This is a genomic window from Pseudoalteromonas peptidolytica, assembly GCF_012641745.1.
Classification (GTDB): Bacteria; Pseudomonadota; Gammaproteobacteria; order Enterobacterales; family Alteromonadaceae; genus Pseudoalteromonas; species Pseudoalteromonas peptidolytica.
Map to the genome: position 1 here is coordinate 93,075 of NZ_WEHZ01000016.1, position 26,771 is coordinate 119,845.

Here is a 26,771-nt window from a genome sequence, read left to right on the forward strand (position 1 = left end):
AAAACTCACCAATGAAAGATGTTTTTTCCGCAATCCCAATATTTGTTGCAGTGGTAGAAGCAGGCTCATTCTCATTAGCAGCTGAGCGCCTTGGAATGACAAAGTCAGCCGTGAGCAAACGTATATCTAGTTTAGAGGATAACCTTGGTACAAGGTTATTCCATCGGAGTACTCGCAAGTTGGTACTAACGGAATCAGGCGAAGAGTTTTCAGATTACGCTCGTAATTCTGTATACATAGCTCAACAAGGCATTACTGCTGCGACATTAAATCAAGGCAAGCCTAAAGGCACATTAAAGATTAATGCCCCAATGACTTTTTCCAGATTACACCTAGCTCCTCACCTAAAAGAGTTCCTAGATCTGTACCCTGATATAAAAGTCATTTTAAGTATGGATGATCAAGTTGTTGATATGATCGCTGGTGCTTACGATGTCGGAATTCGGATAGGAGAATTAAAAGATTCAAGCCTAATTGCTCGGAAATTAGCTAAGTGCAACAGTGTTGTATGTGCATCCCCTGAGTATTTGCAACAAGCTGGTATTCCCAACACCCCGCACGACTTGAAAGATCACAATTGTATTTATTACAGTTTATTTCAAGCGGGTGTTGAATGGACATTTTTTAAAGCAGATAAAAAACTCAAGGTTGAACCTACTGGAAATTTCATAGTAAACAACAGTGATGCTATATGTGAGATGCTTTTACAAGGACTAGGGATCTGTCAAATGCCAACATTTATTGTTCAGAGATACCTCAATACAGGTCAGTTGGTTCCAGTGTTGGCTAACTATGACTTACCAGATCACAGCATTTTTGCTTCGTACCCAGAAAGGAGACACATACCAGAGAAAGTAAAAGTATTCATCGACTTTCTTGAGGAGAAACTGCACTCCGTTTACTGGGAGGTTGACAGTGGTAAAAGCTCATAACACTTTAGTATTTATGCGAGACGCAGTTTGTGTTGCATAATCGCTTGTTGGACTGAGCTGCTACCCGCTCGATGTCTCAGAGTTGGTGTTATTTATGCTAAGGGAATTTGTTTTTTGGAGGCTCTCACTTTCCTAGCTAGTGTTATGTAAGCTTTCCCTGCATTGCTCAGCGCTCATTATGTATTCATTACACCTAAATTTGCCTTAATAAGCAATTATATTTTTTATACGTACAGAGGCCGCTAGCCTGAGCAATTAAGCAGGTTAACTAATTGATTTTGAAAAGTTATCTAGCTACTAACTCGTGCGTTCTACTTTGATCGGTGTTGCCTCTAACTTGATTGCGCCAATTAGCCGCAAGATACCTGCCTTACAATGCTAACAAGGCCATGTTTGATAACCGAGCTAACATCTAACCCGTTGGGTGATACATTTTCCAGTAACTAAAATACAAAACGCCCGATGAAGTTCATTGAGCGTTTTAATTTCAAATAGTGTCAGTCCATGCTAGGACGGATCACTTATTCATCTCATGCTTTAGCTGAGGTAGCTCGAGCGCTTGGTAATATAACCATCCTTGATGAATGTTGACGCCCCGACTTTGCAGATAATCCGCCTGAGCCTGTGTTTCGACTCCTTCTGCAATTAGTTTCTTATCGAGCTTTTCCGCCATATCTATTACAGCCGCGAGTACTGGAGACTGAAGTGTGTCTAAGCCTATCGAAGCTACAAAGCTCTGGTCTATCTTGAGTAAATCTATTGGGAAGCTCTGTAAATACTGTAAGCCACTATAACCTGTACCAAAATCATCAATAGCTATCTCAATGCCTGCACGCTTAAGTTCATTTAAGACCGTTTTGGTTTGTGCCTGTGTCAGCACATCTCGTTCAGTTAACTCAATGGTGAGTGATGAAATATGCTTCTTTGCGCCAAGCAGTGTATCAATATATCGCTTTGATCCAAGTAATAAGCCATTGACATTAAATGACACTTTAAACTTCGGTTGCTGCAATAAGATCTCGCTTAAGTCTCGTATTGCCTCTTCCACTTGGGCGATTGAAATATCCAGTATGGTGCCATCTCTCTCGGCCTCTGGTACAAAATAAGCGGGACCCAAAACACCTTCTAACGGGTGGCGCCATCTGATCAATACTTCTACGCCAACAATACTTTTTGACTGAGCACATACAAGTGGCTGATAAACATTGAAAAGCTCTTCATTTGCAAGTGCTCGTAGAATTTGCGTTTTACTGCTCAGCTGACGTTTATCATAGTTAATTAACAGAAAGGTTAGCCCACCCCAAGAGCAGCAATACAAGACCCCCCACAGTAGCCCCCAGATCCATTCCATTTTGACCAAGCGGTCGTCGTTTTTGGCAATGATCAAACTTAACTGCGGCAAACTAGGGATTGCGGAAATATAAGCAAACTTAACAGCGCCATCGTCAAAGTGCCCTTCTACAGCTTGTCGGTTTTTAGCTGGAAAAAGTTTCTGGCGGATCGGCAGTGAATAATTACCGTTTAGAAAGATGGGTACGCCTGTCGTGTTATCAACTAAAGCTGCAAAATTAGTATCATGATGAGCTGATATGTCTAACATTCTTTTCAGCCAATGATCTGGCATCAGCACGTTTACCTCATAGCCATCATCTCGAGTACGGGCAAGAACAAATGCTGGTAGCTCCAAATAATCAGTAATAATGGGGCCATAATATCTCAAACCAGACTGTTTTAAAGGCGCGCTAGTATTGACGGGGGGAGTCAATCTTCCAAACGAATTACAGATGAGTTTACCCTTGGGATCTATAACCCCTATTTCGCTCATACCAGGGTTTTCAAATACTAGCCTGCGCATATGATGAAGACTGTGCGGATCACAGTTTAAAGAGAGATCTACTGCATACTTGAGTGTGTCGTCAACAACGGTAAATTCTTTATCAATATCGGAGACAATTCGGTTTACTACGGTAGCTAGGTTCGCCTTTGCCGTTTCCTTTAGGTGTACATAGCTGAATAAAGTCGCTATTGAAAAAACAAAACTACAAGAAAGCCAAGCAATCAAGATATTCTTTAACAACTTGCTTAAGGAGTGTGCTCCTCGCATATACTTCTCACTACACAAAATGCGACAAGGCGCAGAGTGTAGCGTGCGTATATGACGATACTATTTCGAATTAAAAAAAGCCTTGGTATCGCTACCAAGGCTTTTTTACTTTTACAAGTTTTTGCTTGTGCCGACCTCAACACGGGTTTTTAACTTTTGGCCTGGCCTAAAAGTTACCACGCGTCGCGCAGAGATAGGAATATCTTCCCCAGTTTTTGGGTTCCTACCTGGGCGTTCCTTCTTGTCGCGAAGGTCAAAGTTACCAAACCCGGAGAGCTTTACTTGCTCGCCGTTTTCTAGCGCTGAGCGGATTTCTTCAAAAAACGCTTCAACTAAGTCTTTGGCATCTTTCTTATTGATCCCCAGTTTATCAAATAGGTGTTCAGCTATGTCGGCTTTAGTAAGCGCCATATCTAGTCCCTCAACGATGCATTGAATTGTTTGGCCAATTCGGCCACCACGTTTTCTACAACCGCGTTGATGTCTTTCTCTTCGAGTGTTCTATCAACCGCTTGCAATGTTAGAGCAATAGCTAAACTCTTATGATCAGGTTCAACACCTTGCCCTTTGTACACATCGAATAAGTTTAGGTCAACTAATTGATTTCCGCCAACTTTCTCAATGCACTCTAAAATATCGCCTATTTTTACGTCATCTGCAACTAAAATAGCAATATCTCTTCTATTTGATGGGAATTTAGAGATGCTTACCGCTTCAGGAAGCAGACGGTTTTCTAAAGCAGCCATGTCAATTTCAAACACATATGGCGTATCTTTAAGCTCTAACGGCTTTAATAGCTGCGGATGTACTGCACCGATAAAACCGACTTTTTTGCCATCTGCATAAATTGCAGCTGATTGGCCTGGGTGCAAGCCATCACTCGCTTCGGCTTTAAAGCTAAAACGTGCTTTATCATTACATAGTGCCAGTAATGCTTCTACATCGCCTTTTACATCAAAGAAATCCACTTTACGTGAAGGCACAGACCAGTGTTCATTATGTGTATTACCATAGGCAATACCACCAATTACAGCCGTTTGACGTACACCGTTTTCTGCACTGTCATCTTTAATAAACTTCAGCCCAGTTTCGAACAAGCGAATGCGTGATTGTTGACGATTTTGGTTATAAGAAACCGCATTGATTAAGCCCGTCATCAAGCTTACGCGCATTGCCGACATTTCCACTGAAATTGGGTGTGGCAAGATTAACGCATCAGATTGTGGGTGCAACAACTGCTGAGCTTTTGGATCAACAAAACTGTAGGTGATCGCCTCTTGGTAGCCACGACTTACTAACTCATCTCTAAAACGCGCTACTGGCAAACGCGCTTCTTGATGATCTGTCATCTTTAACGCCGCGGTTGGCGCCACATTTGGAATATTATTGTAGCCAAATACGCGAGCCACTTCTTCGATCAAATCTTCTTCAATGCTGATATCAAAGCGATAGCTCGGTACTGTTGCTTGCCACTGGCCGCCTGCAAATGTTACCGCTAAACCAAGACGCGTTAAGATATCAGATACTTTAGCATCTTCGATATGATAACCGATAACGCGATCTAAACGCTCACGGCGTAAAGTCACTTCACGCTCTTTTGGTAAATCTGCTTCTGATACCGCTTCAACAATCGGCCCAGCTTCACCACCAACGATTTCAAGCAGCAAACCTGTTGCTCTTTCCATTGCGTCACGCTGGAGTACAGGGTCTACACCACGCTCGTAGCGGTGCGACGCATCAGTATGCAAACCATAGCTACGCGCTTGACCCGCAATTGCCAACGGTGCAAAGAAGGCACTTTCTAATAAAATGTCTGTTGTCTGCTCATTAACACCAGAGCGCTCACCACCAAAAATACCTGCCATGGCCAGTGCCTTATTGTCATCTGCAATAAGCAGCGTTGATGGCTTAAGCTTCGCCGTATTGCCATCTAATAATACCAGCTCTTCATTTTCATGGGCGTTGCGTACTTTGATCCCACCTTCGATTTGGTTTAAATCGAATGCGTGCATCGGGTGGCCTAACTCAAGCAAAACGTAGTTAGTAACATCAACCACAGGGTCAATTGAGCGCACGCCACAACGGCGCAGTTTTTCAACCATCCATAATGGAGTGTCTGCGTTAACGTTAACGCCCTTGATCACTCGACCTAAGTAACGTGGACATGCTTCGCTGTTTACTAACTCAATAGCGATTTTGTCATCAATTGTTGGAGTAACTGGCGTGATAGCCACTTCTGTTACATCGATACTGTTTAGTACTCCAACTTCACGAGCAAGACCTTTGATCCCTAAACAGTCACTGCGGTTTGCAGTTAAGTCAACATCAATAGTTACGTCGTCTAAGCCAAAGTATTCGCGAATATCTTGGCCAATTGGCGCGTCCATCGGTAGCTCTAAAATACCGTCTGAACTTTCTGCCATGCCCAGCTCTTCGAACGCACAAAGCATACCATGTGATGGCTGACCACGAAGTTTAGCTTTCTTGATTTTGAAATCACCAGGCAGCGTTGCGCCCACTTTAGCAACCGCTACTTTTAAACCTACACGGCAGTTAGCGGCACCACAGACAATATCTAGTAGCTCGTCTTCGCCTACGTTTACTTTTGTTACTCTAAGTTTGTCAGCATCTGGGTGTTGTTCACACTCAACTACTTCACCGATAACAACCCCTTGGAAGTCACCAGCTACTGGGTCTACACCATCAACCTCTAAACCAGCCATTGATAATTGCTCAGATAGCGCATCAGTATCAATTGCTGGATTAACCCACTCGCGTAACCACTTTTCACTGAATTTCATACTTTTGTCGCTCTTATCTGAATTGGTTTAGGAATTTTAAATCGTTTTCGAAGAAAGCCCTCAAGTCAGTTACGCCATAACGCAACATAGTCAAGCGCTCAACCCCCATACCAAAGGCGAAACCTGTGTATTTTTCAGGATCAATGCCTACCGAACGCAATACGTTCGGGTGCACCATACCGCAACCGAGCACTTCTAACCATTTACCATTTTTCCCCATTACATCTACTTCTGCTGAAGGCTCTGTAAATGGGAAGTATGAAGGGCGAAAACGAATTTCCATATCTTCTTCAAAGAAATTACGTAGGAAATCGTGCAAGATCCCTTTCAGTTCAGTAAAGCTAACGTCAGTATCTACCATCAGGCCTTCAACTTGATGGAACATCGGTGTGTGTGTTTGATCGTAGTCGTTACGATAAACACGGCCCGGCGAAATAATGCGTAAAGGTGGTTGCTCTGCTTCCATTGTACGGATCTGAACACCACTGGTTTGTGTACGCAGTACCAATTTAGGATTGAAATAGAAAGTATCATGATCAGCACGCGCTGGGTGATGCTCAGGAATATTTAGCGCGTCAAAGTTATGAAAGTCATCTTCAACCTCTGGGCCAGATTTAACAGCAAATCCTAGCTCACCAAAGAATTGTTCAATTCGTTCAATAGTGCGAGTTACTGGGTGAAGGCCACCAGCGGGCATAGTACGACCTGGTAAGGTCACATCGATGGTTTCAGCGGCTAACTTCTGCTCAAGTGCTGCATTTGCTAACGCTTCACGTTTTACCGTAATCGCATCTTGTACTTGGGTTTTAGCTTGGTTAATCACTTGACCTGCGTCTTTACGCTCTTCCGGCGCTAGTTTGCCTAGCGTTTTTAGAAGACCGGTGATCTCACCTTTCTTACCAAGGTAGTTAACTCTAACTTCCTCAAGGTGCGCAATTTCGCTTGCCTGCTCTACGGCTTCGAGCGCTTGCGCTAAAATATTTTCTAAATTCATTGTCTACCTGATCTTTGCTGAGGTAATTTGCTGTTATTTAATCTCTTATGATAACTGAATTGCAAGGCGATATTCTAGCCCTGTTACAGCTTTAAAGTCGCTTTTATAAAAGGAATCGTTAACTTTCTTTGCGCTGCCATGGATGCGTGATCAAGTTTGTCTAGTACATCGAGCAGTGCTCGCATGTCACGGCTTAGCCGAGTGAGCAAAAATCGAGCACAGTCATCTGAAAGTTCAAGGCCACGCATATACGCTCTTTTTACCAATGCTTCGGCTTTGTCGTCATCACTCATTGAGCGGATCTGAAATGTCGTACCCCACGTCAAGCGCGATTCTAAGTCTGGTAACGACAGGTTTAGCATATTAGGAAGTAAGTCTGCAGTCACCACGAGACACTTACCTTTTTCGTTGAAGCGATTGAAAAAGTTAAATAATGCTTTTTCCCATGCTTCGTTTCCAGCAACCAAATGGACATCATCGATGCACACAACGTCTAAGGCGTCTAAACCATCAAGCACCAAAGGACCGAAATCGAGTACTTCTCGCAATGACAACAAAATGGTGGAAAGCCCTAACTCCTGGGCTTCGATACAAGTAGCATAGAGTAAATGCGACTTGCCAGAGTCTGCTAATCCACACAAATAAGTATATTGAAACCCCGTTGAGCGCTGAGCTAGGCCATTTTTTAGGTGGCTTACTTCTAAGGAAGCTTCACCACCGAAATAAGAAGAAAATGTTTCGTCATCAGGTAATGTGACGGGCAATGCCATTTGACGTGGCGATTCCATCTTAGCGACCCACCCAGTTATATTTTAAATTACCATCATCGGCAATTTGGTAGTACGCCCTAGGGTCAACGAATATTTTAAAGCTTTGCTCTAAGCCTATTGTTTTACGCAAATCAGAAACTGTTGAAGTATGCTCAATGGCAAACTTGACAGCCGTTTTTGCTCGATAGATGACGTCAACATCCATCACTGTGCTCATAGACAGTAGCCTACGCCTAGCATGCTCAACATCAGCAAAGGATAATAATTGGTCGACCGTAATCACTGTTCGGTGCACATCTTGCGTTTGATTGGGATCTATTACGTATTGCTGAGCCAAGGTACTAGATACATAATTTATCATATCAATGATCACTTGCTGTTTATCGCCAACATATTGCTCAGGTTCAAAAAGCTCTGCATCAGTATAACGCCAATCTAATTGCCAAGAGCTAGTATGAGGAGGTTGAAACAACCTTGCAGTAATAACACGTTCGGCTTCATACCGACGTGATGCAGCTTCCACTTCGTTGGAAAAGTTTCCCCATACTTCAGCAATACTAACGTTACTTCGGTCTACCAAGTCCATCAAGGGGACAACAACAGGCACTCCCCATTCATCAGCGGTATCGTAAATTAATCGTTCTAATTGGGGGTAGCTTTCTTGTGTCACGAAATCACGCTGAAAGTTGTCTTCAATTACTATCCAAATAGCAATCATAGGGCGTCGATTTCCCCAAAGAGGTAAGCCTGCTCCTCTAACCAGCTCTTCAACTTTCCCCGGCTCAAATTCAACCTTTATTTTCGTTGCGCCTTGCATGTCGTAATATTCATATCTCAACATGTAGTCCGAGATCCGCCTTAGGCTTGACTGAATTGCCGAGTGGGAAAAATCGTCAGCTTTACCGGTGAGCTTTTGTAATACTTTTAACAGCGCCTGTTGGCTCGCTTTAGCCCGTGTCGCACGAGATTTATCGCTAACGGTCAGTGAAGTCTCATATAGATTTTGAACTTCAACAGCTTTTGCCGTCAAGGTAAAGCAAATAAGTGCAATAAAGATCAGCCTAATGGTCATAGAATGCAATTGTTTTATCTGTAAAGCTTGATCCTAAAACAATCACCAACGTAAAGCAAAGGCCAACATGCAATCACCAAAAGAAATTATAAAAACATGATAAATATAAGGATCTTAATCTCAAGTTCAGCGTGGTTCAAAGCTAAATGAGACCTGATTTTTACCTTGTTTCTTTGCTTCATAAAGTGCATTGTCCGCCCTTTTTAACAACGACTCAGCACTCACGCTCACCCCTTCAGCAATCACCACTCCAATACTACAACCAACCTGTACAAGCTGACCATTACTCAACAAAATATCTTGGTTAACCTCAGTGCGAATACGTTCTGTTAATCGAGATAACATGTCTGATGCAATGCTTTCATTAATAACAAACACAAATTCATCTCCACCAATCCGACATACAAAGTCATACTCCCTTACTGTCTCCTGCAATCTTCTAGCAACATGTACCAGCACTTCATCGCCACTATGATGACCATGAGTGTCATTGATTGGTTTAAAATTATCTAAATCTAAATATCCTAGGTACACATTAATTGGCTGACGAGATGAACGCGCAGATAATTTTTGTAACTCATTTAACAAATACTTTCTATTGGCAAGCTGCGTGAGATTGTCGTGATAGGCATCAAATTCCAGCTTTTCTTGAAGCGCTTTGCGTTTGTCGATTTCTGATTGCAACTCAGACAGGCTCGCTTGAAGTTCGAAGGTTCGCGCTTGTACCGTTTTTTCTAACTCTAATTCGTGTTTTCTTAATGCTTGATTGGCGTCAATTAATGCTTGCTGGTTTGCAAAAGCATCCATTGCAGAAGCGATTACATGACTCACCGTGTATAAAAGATCTACCATATTGTCTGAGTATTCATCTTGACGGCGGTAAGACTGGAGTACAAAAGCACCTAAATGCTTGTCTTTATTCATTAATGGGAAACACAACCACTGTTTGGGAAAGCTCCCTAGCATATCGATAACACCTGTGGAAGTGAGTGCCTTTAGCGAGTGCTCGGTGTAATTTTTTACGCTATCTGAACTAAGCGCATAATAGGTCAGCGTCTTGTTTAACTCAGCTGTAGTTAAATTATTTAACTCATCTAGTGAAATACTATCCTTGACGTCATGAAAATAAGGAAACTCAAATGAGCCATCTTGACGTTGCAACACAACATAAAAATTATCGGCATAGGTAATTTTTTGCACAATACAGTGAACATTTAATAAAAAATGCTCCAAAGACTCACTTGTATTTAAGCATGATACGATGTCTGTCATGCTATCAATTACCTCTGGAAGTTCTGCCATCATCGAGCACCTTCTTTTAATTCGTTATCCATCGTCAAAAAGCTTAACTACCCGATGTAGAAATTGCCAGAAATCCGCCTCATTTTTATAAAGTTAAGCCTTCGCTTTTAATCCATGAGGTAAAGCTTTAAAATTGATGTTAGTAACCCAGAAGGAATAAGTAATGAAATATTTACACACCATGGTTCGTGTAAGCGATCTAAATGAGTCACTTAATTTTTATTGTGATCTATTGGGGCTTATTGAGGTAAAAAGGTATGACAGTGAGCAAGGTCGTTTTAGTTTGATTTATCTTGCAGCCCCTGAGCAAGCAGAGCAAGCGCGAGAAAGCTTTTCACCCACGATTGAGCTAACTTACAATTGGGATCCCGAAAAATATGATGGCGGTCGTAATTTTGGGCACTTGGCTTTTGCCGTTGAAAATATTTACGATCTTTGCCATAAACTGCAAGAAGCCGGCGTAATTATAAATAGGCCTCCTCGGTGCGGCCACATGGCCTTTATCAAGTCACCTGATGGTATATCGATCGAATTACTGCAACAGGGTGATGCACTACCACCACAAGAGCCGTGGAAATCGATGGAAAATACAGGTAGCTGGTAACGTAACGCCCAGCTGCCGTGATTCGAAAAATAGCGTTAATCCCGCCCGTTATACACTCAACGATTAGCGCTCATGTTGTAGTTAAAATTGATGTTGCACGTTAGCATGCACTTGGCACCACTGTAGTTTGATTTTTCAGTAGACTAAATGATAACTTTTTAGCAATGTCACAAGTTGCTTTTTAAATAACTCAGAGTCTAGTGCATCTTGTAGTAACGTAAATTCTGCTTTGAGTGACTCTGGTGCCATAATCGCTCGGTAATATGTCTCATGTGGATTTTGAGAAAAGTAAAACACCTCTTTCCAACCATTTTTAGTGGCTAAATGCTCTGTGGTCGAGCGGCTGACAATGGCAACATTAACCCGTTTTTTCAACACCATTTCAAGCAAGGCTTCCTCAGAATTAACATCTACTCTTTGCACTTTTGAATATTCATTTTTTTGATCAAGGTATCGATAATAGTAACCAGCGATTGTACCGACCAAATTGCCAGACAACGAGCTTGGATGATAATATTCAAACGGATGTTCAATATGCGATACGAATTCATCCGTGTCATACATTAATGGGCTGCTCCAAAGGTACTTCTGTTTTTTTATGTCCCCAAACCAAGCTGGGTTAACCCCTAATATAAAGCCTGGTAACTGTGCTTCTTGAAGCAGTTTATCCAGACGCTTGCGGGGAATAAATCGCAAGTCAAACTGTAGCTCAGTCGCATGGCTATTTATCAGCCTGACAATATCAAAATAGAGGCCTTCACGAGCGTCTAAGTCTGTGATGTATGGCGGCTTATTATGATACACATATAGTGTCTGTTGCAGAGCGCTATATGCTAGAAACGACCCTAACAGAAATAGAAAAGTAGAAAGAAAAGCTATCTTTAACACCACAGGCCTCATCACTTACACAGCACTTATACCAATTATCTTAATTACGTGATCTATTTTGAGGCGGGAAAATCTTGTCGATAACTCCGCTACCGCGTTCTATTCTCGCTCAGGTATCTACATCCAAGTAAGCAAGGAAAATGTCTTATTTAGTTGTTCTAAATAAGACATTTTTAACGCGGTTAGCGTCAGATTTACACTTTCAAATTGAGCAAGTATTAAGTCTAATTGGTATTATATTATCAATACAGCCTAGCCTCTTTTGAGTAAAACTGTCACATCATTCTCTGGGTAACGAAAAAGGAGCTCATAAAGCTCCTCAAACATTATAGTCGATTACCCTTTTATAGCTAATTGCAGCTCCCCGCGTTATACGATACTTTGATTGATGCACCAGCTGGATCACCTGATACTTTTATATATCCCCAATACGAAGATTGTGCACCGAGCTCGATACATTCAACATTACCTTGATTAAAAGAGCTAGCCTCCACATTGCTACCATTTGGCCACCCCCCATTACTGTACTCAAGCCCCAAGTCACCGCTGCCATGGGCAGTTTGTATTACAATTGATTGCTGTGCACTTACATTTTCAAGGCTAAACCACATCGGATCTTGGCTACCTAGACACACCGTTTTACCGGCTGTTAATCTGCCATTGGATATACTACCTTGAGACTTGCACATATCCTCAACCGCTGACTTAGTATGGATCTCTCCTAATAACTGAACATTTTCAAAGCGATTGTAACCGTGTAGCATAAGGTAATAAGTGCCAGCTACCGGGGTAGCAATTTCGCATATTTCTTCGTTACCAGATTTATAAGGCCGGCAATCAAATTCATTGAATGTTGGCGCTGTTCCCGCTTTGACATACAGATCAACATCTCCAGTTCCTCCAGATGTCGTCAAAATTAATTTGTCTACACCCGCAGCAACGTCAATGGAAAAGGCAAGTTGTTCATCTTGTTCACCTGAAATAATTACTGGACTTCCTGAACGTAACTTTTCTGATGACGCTGCACTTATGGAAGCAATCGTATTACTTACATGACTTAAACCGGCAGGATCCATAACCGTAAGACTTACTTGATACTCACCAGGTTGAGTATAGTTATGTGTGGGATTAGCGATGTTGCTCTCACTACCGTCTCCAAAACTCCAAAGATACGTTAATGTGTCACCATCTGGATCTATGCTTCCTTGACTAGAAAACTGAATGGCTTGATCAGCAGTCCCTGTATATGGGCCATTAATTTGTGATGTCGGCGCGTTATTTTGTCCGCCATCAACCAAACTATTACACCATTGCACAAATTCAGACTGATACTGAGACGCCCAACGATTGACACGCTCTTGATAACCATCCCAATTTGCGGTTCTGGTTTCTTGTCGCATTGCCTTTACTTCATCAAAGTGTCTTTCGTACATAAATCTGACACCTAAATATCCCCAACGATAGATCCTATCTTGGTCAAATCCATCGTAAGTGGTGCTAAAGGTTTCAGCTAGCGTATAGGTGGAGCCATCTTGAATCGTATCGATAGCAGCTTGATTGTCGTTAAGGTTTGCGATGTATTCAGCAACCCCTTCACTCCACCACACGATTGGTTTGGTTGGGGCATTAAATCCTCCATACAAGTCAAAACGACCATCAAGGTAATGCACATACTCATGCTCTAAGTTCCAGATGTAGTGATCGGGTTTAGCATAGCTTGCCTCGTAAGCAACAAAGTTGGCAATATTATTCACATCGCTTGGATCCCCTTCCAGATACATACCACCATTGTCTGTGCTTATTTTAAAAATGGCTTTAGCATATTTTTTATAGTCTGAACTACTGTTAAAGATATTAACCTGAAGAAAATCATTGTTATCGTCTGCTACGGGTGAACGACCTGTCTCAAGCATATCGTGGAAACGCACTTCCTCTGCTTCCATTTTTTCACAAGCAGATGTCAGCTGTACGGGTGTTAACTCTTGTGCACGTATTTTAATAGTGTCGCTACAGCTATGCTGCTGTGACAGAACTTTCGCTTCTAGCTCTTTGTCAAAGTCACAAATATCAAACTTACTACAATCCGAGTAATACGTTGCAACATCAGCCGCAGCCAACCATACTCCATCCCCAAAGCCATAGCTCTCATAGCGTGAAAATAGTGACACTAGTTGATTGTCTACGTTGTCTTGTATTGCTGCACCATCATATAGCTTTAATCTTGCCAGTTCGCTTGCAGCATTGATAATGAGGTATTGTGAATCAGAGTTTATCATCCAAGTTTGCGCCGTAAAGTTACCTAATAATTGGACTAGCTCTTGATCATTTTTTACCTGCGCTACGAAGTTACTATTCCATTGTCCACGATATAAAATCGTAAAAATGCCATTTACCGCGCTTCGCATATTCCATTTCTGCCCATAGCTTTCATTCCATTTTGCTAGCCAAGCCTTCACTACTGGCAGGTAGCTGTCTTGCAACTCAGACGAGTCCATGGTGATTATTGCTTCGCTTAAGACTTTGCCATGTGCATCATTGTCATCGTAAAAGTGGCTATTATTTACAAACGCATCCAAAGCCTCTTTCACAGCAGGCTTTACCCAAGTTGCAAAACTCACTTGGTCGTTATAAAACTCAACGTAAAAACCAGCACGAATAAATAAGTATAAAGCTTCAAGATCAGAGCTACCGTTGCCAGCGTAGCTCTGAGAAAGCGCTTTTGTGCTTTGCGCAGCAGCATACATTTTATCAGAAGTAAACACTTTTGATTGAATACTGCTTTCAGCCGAAAATAGCGCATTGATACAACTTGCCCCTTGCAGCTTGACTTCAGCAACAATTTGACTGCTGTTGGCATTTGCCAGACTAGCTAAGTCGCAAACGCTTAACTGCTCGCTGCGGTCAGCATTAAATGTATTGACTTGAGAAGTTTGTGCGGCGAGTAATGGGCTAACTTGCATAGCTTCACTCTCGGCGACCGGCGCTTTATCCCGTTTGGCGTTGTGTTCATGACCATGCGAGATATTAATTTTTGCCTGGCTCGACGCCTCTAATGGCTTAAATAATCGCTCTGACTCTTGATGGGCGTTTACCGCTCCTGCCATTGCTAACGCGACCATGACTGACGTAAATTTTGTTGTTTTCATAAGTTACCTTTATGTTGTGTATCCAAACCCAACGGGTCTATCCGATTGGGTTTTATTTTTCTAACATCAAATACACAATGTATACAATATATTTTATATAACATTATGGAATAGTGAGGTGATTTATATCTTGGTTGGAGGGGCTCAAATGCGCGAAGTAGAAATCACAATACCACTTCCACTGTTTCCAAAAAGGAAACTATTATCGCGTACTACAGCGTTAGTTTTGCTTGAATAGAGCTGCTTTTGATGTATAAATTTGCCATATATTAAGAAATCACTTCTGGCTAGAGCAATATTGCGCAGAGGCACCTAAGTTGACTAACTAACTGCTTATCCCGACCTAAAGTTTGAGCATAAGCTCAGTCATAATTTGTCATTGAGACTACCAGATTACAGTACATATCAAGTTTCGAGCATTTAAACCCAACCCTTGGTTAAATAAAGATAAATCGGTTAACTGACGGTGGTGAGGAATAGAAATTTACAGAAAAGGAGAATATTTTAAATTTTATCTATTTGGGCGATGGCACCTGATGATATTTTAACTCTAATTTTACAGTTTGAAAGCGAAATGGAATAAATACCATCCGTTGGCTTCTGCACTAATAGGTGCTGAAGTCCCAATACTAACTCATCAGTCTCACTTTTCATTTGCGTGTTTCGTGAGTCTATGAACTCCTTTCCCTGCTTCAATGCTTTATCAAGCACGACCGAAGCGACCTGCTGAGTAGATTTACTTTTTAAAGTCTTAATAAGTGCACTTTTTAATAAACTCATGCTAATCCTATAAATAAAGATACCGATCCATATCACAATGCTTAGGGATCGGTGTCTAATTGGTCTTGGGAACAAATAAAGTGTAGCAAGCACAGCAAAAAAGTCTAAAGTAAATTCGTTTCAAACTGTGTCAATTGTTACATCATCGGCTAATTAATTTGCATGCAAGTTTATCCCCTATTCACACTCTGTGGCTAGGTACTCAACTATCGCCAAAAAGCTAAAATGCCTCATATTCATCAAACCGGACTTCGAATAACTTATACTTTTTTAGCCGCAAGTTTTATGTGGCCTTTATACCAATTTGCTTAATTAAGTAGTCTATTTTGAGGCGAGAAAATCCTGTCGATAACTCCGCTACCGCGTCCTGCTATCGCCAAGGTACCTACATCCGTGTAGGCAAGGCAAAAATTTTGCTATTTAGTTGTTCTAAATGAGAAATTTTTAACGCAGTTAGCGTCAGATTTACTCCTTCAAATTGAGCAAGTATTAAGTCAAATTGGTATTAACACTCTCTACCTAAAGTTTGAGTCAATAAAGCGCGGATAAATGATTACACTGCTCAATAATCTGCTTTTCAGAAAATAGCTGCGGTATAAAATATAATAAACTACTAGGAAGCTGGGATGCTGAGCGTGGCGCCGAAGTGAAATTTGTTACGGCTTCCAGCTCATGAAACGCATCGTGCCATGTCGGAACGGCCTTGCGTAATTGCTCATAGCATATTGTATTTATCTCAAAATTCTCGAAGTATTCATCGATTAAGCAAAGCGGCTGGTTGAGATTAAGAGAATCAAGCAATTCTCGAGAAAAACACTGCTGAGCTGGATTAGCGTCATTAAAAAAGTGTCCTGGCAAGTTATGGCCGATAATTAGGTCTTTACTCTCAAACAAGCTATTGGTGTACAACAAAGCAGTAAGAACGAGGTATGTGTCGTACCTAGCCAAGCTAACCCCTTGGAGAAGTGCGCTATGCTTGCTGAGATCCACTGTGGATCTTAGTCGTAGAGTGCGCCAAAACTCATGCTTTTGACTGGGTAACTCTTGATGAATTCCTGTGCTTGCTAGCCTCTCTTTCCAACTTGATATAAAAAGCTCAAATCCTTCAGTTTTAAACTGTTCCATTTCAAATGGCACATGTACCTCCTCATTTTTGTTCCGTGTCAAGGATTAACACAAACCCTAGAAGGTTTTGCATAATTAGCAATTACATGACATTACAGCTAAGTTCTGAGTGAGCGTTCAGACTCGTTTAAGTTCAGTGACTGAGACACGGGGTAAGAAGCTACATCAATTAACTGGATTAATACCAATTAATCTTAATAAACGAGAAGAGGTTGTTGATAACATAGTATTAAGTGAACACCTGTGCATCTATATTCATAGAGGTGAGGAAGAGTTATGACAAGGTGGGTAACAAAAAAGCCCGTATTTTTCAAAATACGGGCTTTTAATTGAAAAGGATTACTTGTATTCAACCTCGATGATTTCATACTCAACTAGGCCATTTGGCGTTTGAATATTCACTGTATCATCTAGCTCTTTGCCAATTAATCCACGCGCAATTGGAGAGTTAACAGAAATTAAGTTATTTTTAATATCTGCTTCATCATCACCAACAATGCGGTAGCTAACTTCTTCGTCCGTATCCACATTAACGATAGTAACCGTACTGCCAAAAATAACCTTGCCGTTATTTTGCATTTTAGTTACATCAATTATTTGTGCAGTTGAAAGTTTCGCTTCAATTTCTTGAATACGGCCTTCACAAAAACCTTGCTGCTCTCTTGCTGCATGATATTCAGCGTTTTCTTTCAAATCGCCGTGTTCACGTGCTTCTGCAATGTCTGCAACAATTTTTGGGCGAACAACTTTTTTTAAATGATTCAGTTCTTCACGAAGCAATTCTTCGCCTCGCACTGTCATCGGAATTGATTGCATAAGTATCTCACTCATCGCCAGAGCATATGCTCTGGCTTTGTTCTTTTTAGTTCAAACGCTGGTGTAATTCTTGAACAGAGTTTACAGAGCTTCTGTCGTCAGCTGCATTCGCTGTACAGTTTGCAAACGCTGCATTTAGCGTAGTGGTGTAGTTAGTCTTATGCTGAAGTGCACCACGACGTAACACCTTCGAGTCTTCAATAGCTTGGCGACCTTCGGTCGTATTAACGATATAGCTGTACTCACCATTCTTGATACGGTCAAGAATGTGAGGACGGCCTTCGAATACTTTGTTTACGCGACGTACTTCAATACCCGCTTCTTCAAGCGCTTTCGCCGTACCATTCGTTGCATCTAGCTCAAAACCAATGGCTTTCATTGTCTTAGCCAGTTCAACGACGCGTGCCTTATCACCATTACGCACAGATAGTAGCGCGCGGCCGCCACGTGGTAAAGTGTTTGATGCACCTAATTGGGCTTTTGCGAATGCTTCGGCGAAGTTTTCACCAACACCCATCACTTCACCCGTAGAGCGCATCTCTGGACCACGCATTGGGTCAACACCTAAGAATTTAGCGAATGGGAGTACAACTTCCTTCACGCTATAATAAGGAGGGATAACTTCTTTTGTTACACCTTGGCTTTCAAGAGACTGCCCAACCATACAACGCGCTGCTACTTTTGCCAGTGCAACACCCGTTGCCTTCGAAACAAACGGTACTGTACGTGCTGCACGAGGGTTAACCTCGATTAGGTATACTTTGCCATCTTTCACAGCAAACTGAGTATTCATTAGACCCACAACACCAAGCTCTAGCGCCATGTCACGTACTTGCTTGCGCATAACGTCTTGAATATCTTGCGATAGAGAGTGTGCTGGTAATGAACATGCTGAGTCACCTGAGTGAACACCCGCCTGCTCGATGTGCTCCATAATACCGCCAATAATCACGTTTTCACCATCACAGATAGCATCAACGTCAACTTCGATTGCATCATCTAAGAAGCGGTCAAGAAGAACTGGTGCTTCGTTAGATACAGATACCGCCTCAGTCATGTAACGACGTAAGTCATCTTCGTCATATACGATTTCCATAGCACGACCACCTAATACGTATGATGGACGAACAACTAATGGGAAACCGATCTCTTGAGACTTAGCAACCGCTTCTTCTAGAGAAGTTACTGTCGCGTTCTCAGGTTGAAGAAGGTCAAGGCGCTCAACAAGTTGCTGGAAACGCTCACGGTCTTCTGCACGGTCGATTGCATCTGGAGAAGTACCAATTACTGGCACACCATTCGCTTCAAGGTCACGTGCTAGTTTAAGTGGTGTTTGACCACCGTACTGAACGATAACACCTTTTGGCTTCTCAACACGTACGATTTCTAGTACATCTTCAAGCGTGATTGGCTCGAAGAATAGACGGTCAGACGTATCGTAGTCGGTTGAAACGGTTTCAGGGTTACAGTTAACCATGATAGTTTCATAGCCATCTTCACGCATTGCAAGTGCAGCATGAACACAACAGTAATCAAATTCGATGCCTTGACCGATACGGTTAGGGCCGCCGCCGATAACCATGATCTTGTCTTTTTCAGAAGGTGCTGCTTCACATTCTTCATCGTAAGTTGAGTACATATAAGCGGTGTCTGAACTAAATTCTGCTGCACATGTATCAACACGCTTATACACAGGTAGAATTTCTAACTGATGACGCTTCTTGCGGATTTCTTTTTCAGAAACACCTGCAATCTCAGCGATGCGCGCATCAGCGAAACCTTTGCGCTTGAGGCGACGAAGGAAATCTTTGGTAAGACCAGCAAGACCCGCTTCTGCGATCTTAGTTTCATCTTTAATGATGTCTTCAATCTGCACTAAGTACCAGCGATCAATCTTGGTTAACTCAAATACATCTTCAACGCTCATACCGTGACGCATTGCATCTGCAATGTACCAAATACGCTCAGCACCTGGCTCACGTAACTCACGAATGATGGTTTCTTTTGCGTTTGGCGCATCAAGTGCAATAATCGGGTTGAAACCTGTTGCACCCACTTCTAAACCACGAAGTGCTTTGTGAAGAGACTCTTGCTGGTTACGACCAATCGCCATAACCTCACCAACAGACTTCATCTGAGTCGTTAGACGGTCATTTGCACCAGCGAACTTCTCAAAGTTAAAACGAGGGATTTTGGTAACAACGTAGTCAATTGAAGGCTCGAATGACGCTGGTGTCGCGCCACCAGTGATGTCGTTTTGTAGCTCATCAAGCGTGTAGCCCACAGCCAATTTTGCTGCAATTTTCGCGATTGGGAAACCCGTTGCTTTTGAAGCTAGTGCAGATGAACGAGATACACGAGGGTTCATCTCAATGATAACCATACGGCCATCCTTTGGATTCACACCAAATTGAACGTTTGAACCACCTGTTTCAACACCAATTTCACGTAGTACCGCCATCGAAGCATTACGCATTAGCTGGTATTCTTTGTCAGTTAATGTTTGTGCTGGTGCAACAGTGATTGAGTCACCTGTGTGAACACCCATGGGGTCAAAGTTTTCAATAGAACATACAATGATGCAGTTGTCGTTTTTGTCACGAACAACTTCCATCTCATACTCTTTCCAACCTAGTAAGCTCTCATCAATTAGAAGCTCATTAGTTGGTGAAAGGTCTAAACCACGTGTACAGATTTCTTCAAATTCTTCCATGTTGTAAGCAACACCGCCACCGGTACCACCCATGGTGAAAGAAGGACGGATGATACATGGGAAGCCGATACGCGTTAGCACGTCTTTTGCTTCATCCATTGAGTGTGCAATCTCTGCGCGAGGACACTCAAGGCCAATGTTTTTCATCGCGATATCAAAACGCTCGCGGTTTTCTGCTTTGTCGATTGCATCTGCCGTCGCACCAATTAACTCTACACCGTGCTTAGCAAGTACACCATGCTTGTCTAAATCAAGCGCACAGTTTAGTGCTGTCTGACCACCCATCGTAGGAAGGACAGCATCTGGCTTTTCTTTTTCGATGATTTTTTCAACAACTTCCCAGTGAATTGGTTCGATGTACGTTGCATCAGCCATTTCAGGGTCAGTCATGATCGTTGCAGGGTTCGAGTTTACAAGAATGACTCGATATCCTTCTTCTCTCAGCGCTTTACAGGCCTGAGCACCAGAGTAGTCAAATTCACAGGCTTGGCCGATAACAATTGGGCCTGCGCCCAAAATCAGAATGCTTTTTATGTCAGTACGTTTTGGCATTATTACTCCGGTCTAATTAAGCGTTGCGAGATTGCATTAATTCAATGAAATGGTCGAATAACGGTGCTGCATCATGTGGACCTGGGCTTGCTTCAGGGTGACCTTGGAAGCTAAACGCAGGCTTATCAGTACGATGGATCCCTTGCAGTGTGCCATCAAACAAAGACTTATGCGTTGCACGTAGGTTATCAGGAAGCGTTGCTTCGTCAGCAGCGAAGCCATGGTTTTGTGCTGTGATCATCACAACGTCACGATCTAAGTCTTTAACCGGGTGGTTGCCACCATGGTGACCAAACTTCATTTTCACTGTTTTTGCACCAGAAGCGAGTGCTAATAACTGGTGGCCTAAGCAAATACCGAAAATAGGTGTGTCTGTTTCTAAAAATGCTTTTATCGCGTCAATGGCATAAGTACATGGCTCAGGGTCACCAGGACCGTTTGATAGGAAGATGCCATCAGGGTTGAGTGCTAGGACATCAGCAGCGGAGGTTTCTGCTGGAACAACTGTTAGTTTACAGCCTCTGTCAACTAGCATTCTAAGAATGTTCTTTTTCACACCAAAGTCATAGGCAACAACATGAAACTTTTCATCTTCAGCGCGAAGTGTTTTAAAACCTTCGCCCAGAGTCCAGCTTGATTCACGCCATTCAAACTGAGTTTCTGTTGTCACTACTTTTGCTAAATCCATCCCTTTTAAGCCAGGGAATGCTTGCGCAGCTTCTAGCGCTTGTTGCTCGTCAACTTCATCACCTGCGATAATACAACCATTTTGGGCTCCTTTATCACGAAGAATGCGAGTGAGTTTACGAGTATCAATATCTGCTATCCCTAAGATATTGCGTTCTTTTAAGTAGTCACTTAATGACTGTTCATTACGGAAATTACTCGCAAGCAGTGGTAAGTCACGGATCACTAGGCCTTTTGCCCAGATTTTGTCCGCTTCCTCATCTTCGCTGTTAGTACCGGTGTTGCCGATATGTGGGTAAGTGAGCGTAACGATTTGTTCCGCGTATGAAGGATCCGTTAAGATCTCTTGATACCCCGTCATTGACGTATTGAATACTACTTCACCGACTGACATACCGTCAGCACCGATAGCAGTACCACGAAAAACCGTGCCGTCTTCAAGGACTAACAGAGCGGATTTAGTCAAGTTAACCTCCTAGATAGTAAAAAACGGGCGAAAGCAAAACGCTCAACATCCCGTCTACAAAGCGCTTGGTAACACGCAGTTATTAAAATTTTGGCAAATTCGTTATAGTCTACAGCATGAATCACATTTCGTCTAATTAAAATCACCAAAATTACAAAAATAAGCCTTTAAACTCTTTTTTTACTTTAAAGCCGCAAAATGATATGCTTACTTCTTTAAATCTAGGACATCTTGCATATCGTAAAGGCCTGCAGGTTTATCTTTTAACCATTGCGCAGCCCTTACAGCGCCTGATGCAAAGGTCAATCTCGATGCAGCTTTATGTGTTAATTCGAGTCTTTCCCCCATTGTTGCAAAGTAAGCGGTATGTTCACCTACTATATCACCCGCTCTAAGCACCGAATAACCAATCTCATGTTGTGATTTCGCTTCATGGCTGTGACTTCGGTCATAAACCGCAACATCGTCATGCTGCCAGCCTTTAGCTTCAGCTATCGCTTCACCAATAGCCAGTGCGGTACCTGACGGAGCGTCGATTTTGTGGCGGTGGTGTGCCTCAAAGATTTCAATGTCCATCTCGTCAGCAAGCTTCTGTGCCGCTGTTTGCACTAAATTAAGGAGAAGATTAATACCCACACTATAATTACGAGAAAAGACAATAGGTATTTCCTTTGCAGCCTCAACTAGCAGTTCCATTTCAGTTGTAGTAAGACCTGTGGTACCGATCACCATTGGCTTTTTAGCAGCAATCGCGGCTGATAGGTGTTGCTTCATTCCCTCAGGTAAAGTGAAGTCGATTAATACATCAACATTTTCAAGCGTATCTTGTTCAGAGCTAAAACGAATATTTGTGTCTGCCTTTGGCTGCAATTGATTAATTGCTTTATCAAGGTATTGTGAACTTTCTCGAACGAAAGCGCAGATCAGCTCAGCTTGTTGCGATAAATAACAAGCTTCAATTAATGCAAGTCCCATTCTGCCATTCGCACCATAAATACCTATTCTTGTCATGTGTCACCCTTATTTTTACGATATTAATTATCCGAATGGTAGCAATTATGGCTAACCGGATATGTAGAAATGCGTTTTTGCAGGAGTAGAGTTTACCGTATCTGTATGTCATAGTCAGTCAAGTTGAAAATAATAAAACATTAGACTTTAGACGTCTAAACATATAAACTGCCGCGCTCGCTAACCTATTAGGGTTGAAAAAACTTCATCTTATTAGGCGTGTTTTGCGGTTTTACAGCCAATTATTGGCTGTGCTTTATGTTGGGGAGTGCTATGCAACCAAATTACAATCAAACAAAGGCAAAACTATCATTATTGCCACTGCTGACCTTTGTAGGGATTTTTCTTGGCGCAGGATTGTATTTACAATCACAGGGCGTCGACTATGCGTTTTATCAATTAAAAGCGCCCGTTGCTATTCTACCCGCCATTGTTTTGGCTTTTTTACTCAATAAAGATACCATAAACCGCAGTGTCGAAACGTTTATTCGAGGCGCTGGACACAGCAACATCATCACCATGTGCCTCATCTATTTATTGGCAGGTGCTTTCTCAGCCGTTGCAAGTGCAACAGGTGGTGTCGATGCTGTGGTTAACGCAGGTTTGTCACTTATTCCTCCAGCGTTCCTATTACCTGGCCTTTTCCTTATTTCCGCTGTCGTCTCTACTGCAATGGGAACTTCCATGGGCACAATTGGTGCGATTGGCCCTATTGCTGTTGCAGTGGCGATGAAAACGGGGATCGACCCTGCACTGATGGCCGGCACTATAGTATCGGGTGCAATGTTTGGCGATAACTTATCTATTATTTCTGACACCACAATTGCAGCCACACGAACCCAAGGCTGTGAAATGAAAGATAAATTTAGAGAGAATCTAAAGATAGCCCTACCTGCTGCGTTGTTGACTGTCTTGCTATTAGTATTTTTAACCCCAGAGCCGCAGGTTGTAGAAACCAAACCGTTTGATTGGCTATTAGTTTTACCCTATGCGTTTATCTTGGTCTTGGCTGTGATTGGGATTAATGTTTTTGTTGTTCTTTTTAGCGGTATTGTGTTTGCTGGCTGCATAGGTTTTGTGGGTGACTACCAAGGCGCAGCGTTCCTAAATGACGTCTACAAAGGCTTTAGTGATATGCAGGAGATTTTCTTACTATCTATGTTCATTGGTGGCCTATCCGAGTTTATTCGTATCAATGGCGGCCTCGATTTTTTAGCAAAGCAAATCCAAAAAGTTACCAGTATCATTGCTAAATGGCACCGCCAAGTCGCTGATCAACTCGGTATTGCAGCGCTTGTATTAACCAGTAATCTATGTATTGCAAATAACACTGTAAGTATTATTGTTGCTGGCCCTGTTGCTAAAAAGCTAGCTGAAGACGGAAACATTTCAGCTAAGCGCTCTGCAAGCTTACTCGATATTTTTGCGTGCGTTATGCAGGGTTCTTTACCCTATGGTGCACAGGCACTGTTACTCGGGGCAACTTTTAAAATCAGCCCGTGGGATGTATCTAGTTCATCTTATTACTGTTTTATTCTAGCGTTCACTGCCATTTGTGTTATTTGTCTAAGAAGAAATAAAGCATAATTTATTTACTTTAAGCGCCCAACTTAGGGCGCTTTTGTTATACTTTCATTTTTAATGTTATCCGAGTTAATAAATGAAACTCAATACGCTCATTACTTTATCCTCACTTGCTGTTAGCTCACTTAGCTATGCCGCTGATTGGAGCACTACACAGCTGCACGTCAACCACGGCGACTTTAAAAATCCCTTTAGCAAAAATGAAGCAACCACAACCGTTTATTCGCTTCAACATGCTTCAGGCTATCGCTATGGTGATAACTTCTTTTTTATCGATTACAGTAAAGATGATCTCACTGATGACTATCAAGATGGTGACTTTTATGGGGAGTGGTATTCAAGCTTCTCCATGTCAAAGATTGCTGATTTTAAGTCCTCTTTTGACGCTATAGCTGACGTTAGCCTAACGATGGGCTTCAATGCAGCTGGAGATGCTAAAGTGATGAAATACTTACCTGGTGTCAAAGTGAACTGGAACTTTGAAGGGTTCAACTTTTTCTCATCTACATTTACTCTCTATCAAGACGATAGCCAAGGGATCAGTCATGGCGGCGCTCCTAAGGAAAGTGATAGTTGGATGATAGATCTTGCATGGGGCTATCCTTTCAAAATAGGCGAACAAAAGTTCTATCTTACTGGCCATGTAGAATATATCGGCGAGCGAGAAAACGAGCTTGGTAATGATGTAAAAGGCTGGCTGCTCGCACAACCAATTCTTCAATGGGATCTCGGCTATGCGATGGGGATGCCAGATGATCAGCTGATGTTAGGTGTGGAATGGCAGTATTGGCACAACAAACTTGGTACAGATACCAACGAATCCGTTCCTCAATTACACCTTGCATGGACTTTCTAAACCCAGTACCCATGATGCAGCGGCTACTAGCGTTTATGCTTCTTGTAGCCGACACTGAACTAAATTCCCTCTTGGCACCAAGACAAAGCGAGATCTAGAGACTGCTTATTATCATCTAATTTTCTAACACTTAGGTTCTTATAAGTGGCGAAATCTTGATATAGCGTAGTTAGTTTCGGCAACTGTAGCAGTGACACATACCTTGTTATGTTGTGGTGATACTCTGTTTTCATAAGCATAGGAAGGGAGTCTAATAAAAAAACTTGCTGTTCTTGATTCAACTCAGCAACCTGCTCTGCTCTTTTAACAGTAAGTTCTTGCCACATTAATACTGTTATTAACTCACTGTCTTGGGTTTGATCAACGCGCATTTTCACTGTATTGACATAACGCTGATAGCCCTGCCATTGTTTTGACGCAATATAGCTATTGAGTAGGTTCAGGCCAACATAGCTGGCCTCGTAGTTCTCCCCCGACTTTTGGTGGTGTAGAAACGCCAGCCGATACAACTCAGCCGCTTTTTCATAATTTGCCCGATCAAAATATACGTTCGCTAAATTATTATGTAACGCTGCTTTAATATGTTCCTCTTCCCTATACTCGATAAGAGCTCTATCAAGAATCTCTTCAGCTTCATCCAACTGACCCGCTGTCCGATATAGTACAGCTAAGTTATTTATGATCTTTTGCTTTTGTTCATTTGTCGAAAATCGAATTGCACATTCATAGCTCTTCTCTGCCAGCTCAAACTTACCGGTCCTTCTAAAATAAATAGCAAGATAAGTGGCTATTTCACCTTTCTCATAGTTTAAATAATGTAACCAATCTTTATTTTCTGAGAAAAGGTTAATAATACTTTTGATTAACCCAACATCGTTTGCTCTAATTCCTGACTTGAGGCCGGCTAAATGAATTTCGTATAACCCTTTTGAAGGGGTTTTAGGCAGGACTGGCTGTACCTTGGTATATATTTCCAAAGCTTCGCTCGGATTAGACGCGTTTGCTCCCTGAATAGCCTGTAGTGTCTTGAATAGCTCGTTAGGCGTTAACACAACAAATGCAGAAAGCAATAATGCAACCTGTAGCACACAAATACTCCTATCGCGCCAGCTTAAACAATCATAATGAAGCTTAGTAGTTTACATCAAACTTATCACATAAAAGAGTAAAAATCTGACTCGACAATGAAGTTGATATTGTAGTGGGAGCGAATTTACCTCGCGATGTTACAAAGTAGGATGTTTTTATTCTTTTTGTTTGAGAGACCCAACAGCTCGGCGGGTAAGCCGCCTCCTACCAGTGCTGCACTATGTTGATGTTGTGGTGGGAGTGAGTTTACCTCGCGATGTGTTGATTGCTTTGTAATGTATTGATTGCTTTTCGAGGTGTTGATTATCTTGTGAGGTTTTCTTTTCAAATCCCACATAGCAAAAAACCCGCTGCATTGCTGCAACAGGTTTGACGTACATGGATGCACTAATTTCGATTAGATTCATGGATGAATGCGGTTAATCGGCCTTTTATAAGGCCCTGGCTCGCTACGAAGTAGGATGTTCTACTTTCACATG

The 26,771-nt window shown here is 42.1% G+C and carries 21 protein-coding genes; 4 read left to right on the plus strand and 17 right to left on the minus strand.

Going from position 1 to position 26,771, the window contains the following annotated elements:
• Nucleotides 1–11: 11 nt before the first annotated feature.
• Nucleotides 12–932 (plus strand): LysR family transcriptional regulator, encoded by a 921-nt coding sequence (locus F9Y84_RS12070; RefSeq protein ID WP_147390494.1) that lies wholly within the window; start codon nt 12–14, stop codon nt 930–932.
• Nucleotides 933–1,449: 517 nt separating this feature from the next.
• Here the strand turns inward: F9Y84_RS12070 and F9Y84_RS12075 are convergent.
• From F9Y84_RS12075 to F9Y84_RS12105, 7 genes are all read right to left on the minus strand, one after another.
• On the minus strand, nt 1,450–3,036 hold the full coding sequence (locus tag F9Y84_RS12075) for an EAL domain-containing protein (protein ID WP_147390495.1): 1,587 nt from the start codon (nt 3,034–3,036) through the stop codon (nt 1,450–1,452).
• A 111-nt stretch (nt 3,037–3,147) separates the two neighbouring features.
• Complete coding sequence (ihfA, locus tag F9Y84_RS12080) at nt 3,148–3,447, minus strand: integration host factor subunit alpha (RefSeq protein ID WP_099641651.1); 300 nt, start codon at nt 3,445–3,447, stop codon at nt 3,148–3,150.
• Nucleotides 3,448–3,449: 2 nt separating this feature from the next.
• A complete protein-coding gene (pheT, locus tag F9Y84_RS12085) occupies nt 3,450–5,837 on the minus strand; it encodes a phenylalanine--tRNA ligase subunit beta (protein WP_147390496.1) in 2,388 nt (795 codons plus the stop codon).
• A gap of 13 nt (nt 5,838–5,850) precedes the next feature.
• Nucleotides 5,851–6,831: a phenylalanine--tRNA ligase subunit alpha gene (pheS, locus tag F9Y84_RS12090; protein ID WP_125253221.1), complete on the minus strand. Its 981-nt coding sequence runs from the start codon at nt 6,829–6,831 to the stop codon at nt 5,851–5,853.
• 83 nt (nt 6,832–6,914) lie between these two features.
• Nucleotides 6,915–7,619: a DnaA inactivator Hda gene (hda, locus tag F9Y84_RS12095; RefSeq protein WP_125253222.1), complete on the minus strand. Its 705-nt coding sequence runs from the start codon at nt 7,617–7,619 to the stop codon at nt 6,915–6,917.
• Nucleotide 7,620: 1 nt separating this feature from the next.
• The gene (locus tag F9Y84_RS12100; protein WP_147390497.1) at nt 7,621–8,682 is read right to left on the minus strand and encodes a DUF2066 domain-containing protein; all 1,062 of its coding nucleotides are present in this window, start codon (nt 8,680–8,682) and stop codon (nt 7,621–7,623) included.
• Between the two features lie 117 nt (nt 8,683–8,799).
• Nucleotides 8,800–9,978 carry a GGDEF domain-containing protein gene (locus F9Y84_RS12105; protein ID WP_147390498.1) on the minus strand — a complete coding sequence of 393 codons (1,179 nt, stop codon included), beginning with the start codon at nt 9,976–9,978 and terminating at the stop codon, nt 8,800–8,802.
• A 160-nt stretch (nt 9,979–10,138) separates the two neighbouring features.
• Between F9Y84_RS12105 and F9Y84_RS12110 the strand changes: the two genes are divergently transcribed.
• Nucleotides 10,139–10,579 (plus strand): VOC family protein, encoded by a 441-nt coding sequence (locus F9Y84_RS12110; protein WP_128731049.1) that lies wholly within the window; start codon nt 10,139–10,141, stop codon nt 10,577–10,579.
• A gap of 135 nt (nt 10,580–10,714) precedes the next feature.
• Here F9Y84_RS12110 and F9Y84_RS12115 read toward each other — a convergent pair whose 3' ends face one another.
• The 8 genes from F9Y84_RS12115 to dapB all read right to left on the minus strand — a co-directional run bounded on the left by F9Y84_RS12115 (nt 10,715) and on the right by dapB (nt 22,763).
• On the minus strand, nt 10,715–11,467 hold the full coding sequence (locus F9Y84_RS12115; protein ID WP_147390499.1) for a type 2 periplasmic-binding domain-containing protein: 753 nt from the start codon (nt 11,465–11,467) through the stop codon (nt 10,715–10,717).
• 350 nt (nt 11,468–11,817) lie between these two features.
• The gene (locus F9Y84_RS12120; protein ID WP_147390500.1) at nt 11,818–14,613 is read right to left on the minus strand and encodes a collagenase; all 2,796 of its coding nucleotides are present in this window, start codon (nt 14,611–14,613) and stop codon (nt 11,818–11,820) included.
• Between the two features lie 504 nt (nt 14,614–15,117).
• Nucleotides 15,118–15,393 (minus strand): hypothetical protein, encoded by a 276-nt coding sequence (locus tag F9Y84_RS12125; protein ID WP_147390501.1) that lies wholly within the window; start codon nt 15,391–15,393, stop codon nt 15,118–15,120.
• 531 nt (nt 15,394–15,924) lie between these two features.
• Entirely contained in the window at nt 15,925–16,530 is a 606-nt protein-coding gene (locus tag F9Y84_RS12130) for a hypothetical protein (RefSeq protein WP_147391121.1), read from the minus strand.
• A gap of 327 nt (nt 16,531–16,857) precedes the next feature.
• Nucleotides 16,858–17,334, minus strand: coding sequence for a transcription elongation factor GreA (greA, locus tag F9Y84_RS12135; RefSeq protein WP_125253230.1), 477 nt, complete (start codon nt 17,332–17,334; stop codon nt 16,858–16,860).
• 46 nt (nt 17,335–17,380) lie between these two features.
• The gene (carB, locus tag F9Y84_RS12140) at nt 17,381–20,599 is read right to left on the minus strand and encodes a carbamoyl-phosphate synthase large subunit (RefSeq protein WP_147391122.1); all 3,219 of its coding nucleotides are present in this window, start codon (nt 20,597–20,599) and stop codon (nt 17,381–17,383) included.
• Nucleotides 20,600–20,615: 16 nt separating this feature from the next.
• Nucleotides 20,616–21,752 (minus strand): glutamine-hydrolyzing carbamoyl-phosphate synthase small subunit, encoded by a 1,137-nt coding sequence (carA, locus tag F9Y84_RS12145; protein ID WP_147391123.1) that lies wholly within the window; start codon nt 21,750–21,752, stop codon nt 20,616–20,618.
• Nucleotides 21,753–21,959: 207 nt separating this feature from the next.
• Entirely contained in the window at nt 21,960–22,763 is an 804-nt protein-coding gene (gene dapB / locus F9Y84_RS12150; RefSeq protein ID WP_147391124.1) for a 4-hydroxy-tetrahydrodipicolinate reductase, read from the minus strand.
• Nucleotides 22,764–23,036: 273 nt separating this feature from the next.
• On the opposite strand from dapB, the gene F9Y84_RS12155 reads away from it, so the two are divergent.
• On the plus strand, nt 23,037–24,350 hold the full coding sequence (locus F9Y84_RS12155) for a Na+/H+ antiporter NhaC family protein (RefSeq protein WP_147391125.1): 1,314 nt from the start codon (nt 23,037–23,039) through the stop codon (nt 24,348–24,350).
• Between the two features lie 73 nt (nt 24,351–24,423).
• A complete protein-coding gene (locus F9Y84_RS12160) occupies nt 24,424–25,203 on the plus strand; it encodes a nucleoside-binding protein (protein WP_147391126.1) in 780 nt (259 codons plus the stop codon).
• Between the two features lie 59 nt (nt 25,204–25,262).
• Here F9Y84_RS12160 and F9Y84_RS22415 read toward each other — a convergent pair whose 3' ends face one another.
• Nucleotides 25,263–26,291, minus strand: coding sequence for a tetratricopeptide repeat protein (locus tag F9Y84_RS22415; RefSeq protein ID WP_167508301.1), 1,029 nt, complete (start codon nt 26,289–26,291; stop codon nt 25,263–25,265).
• Between the two features lie 219 nt (nt 26,292–26,510).
• Entirely contained in the window at nt 26,511–26,699 is a 189-nt protein-coding gene (locus tag F9Y84_RS12170; protein ID WP_168756763.1) for a hypothetical protein, read from the minus strand.
• Nucleotides 26,700–26,771: the final 72 nt, after the last annotated feature.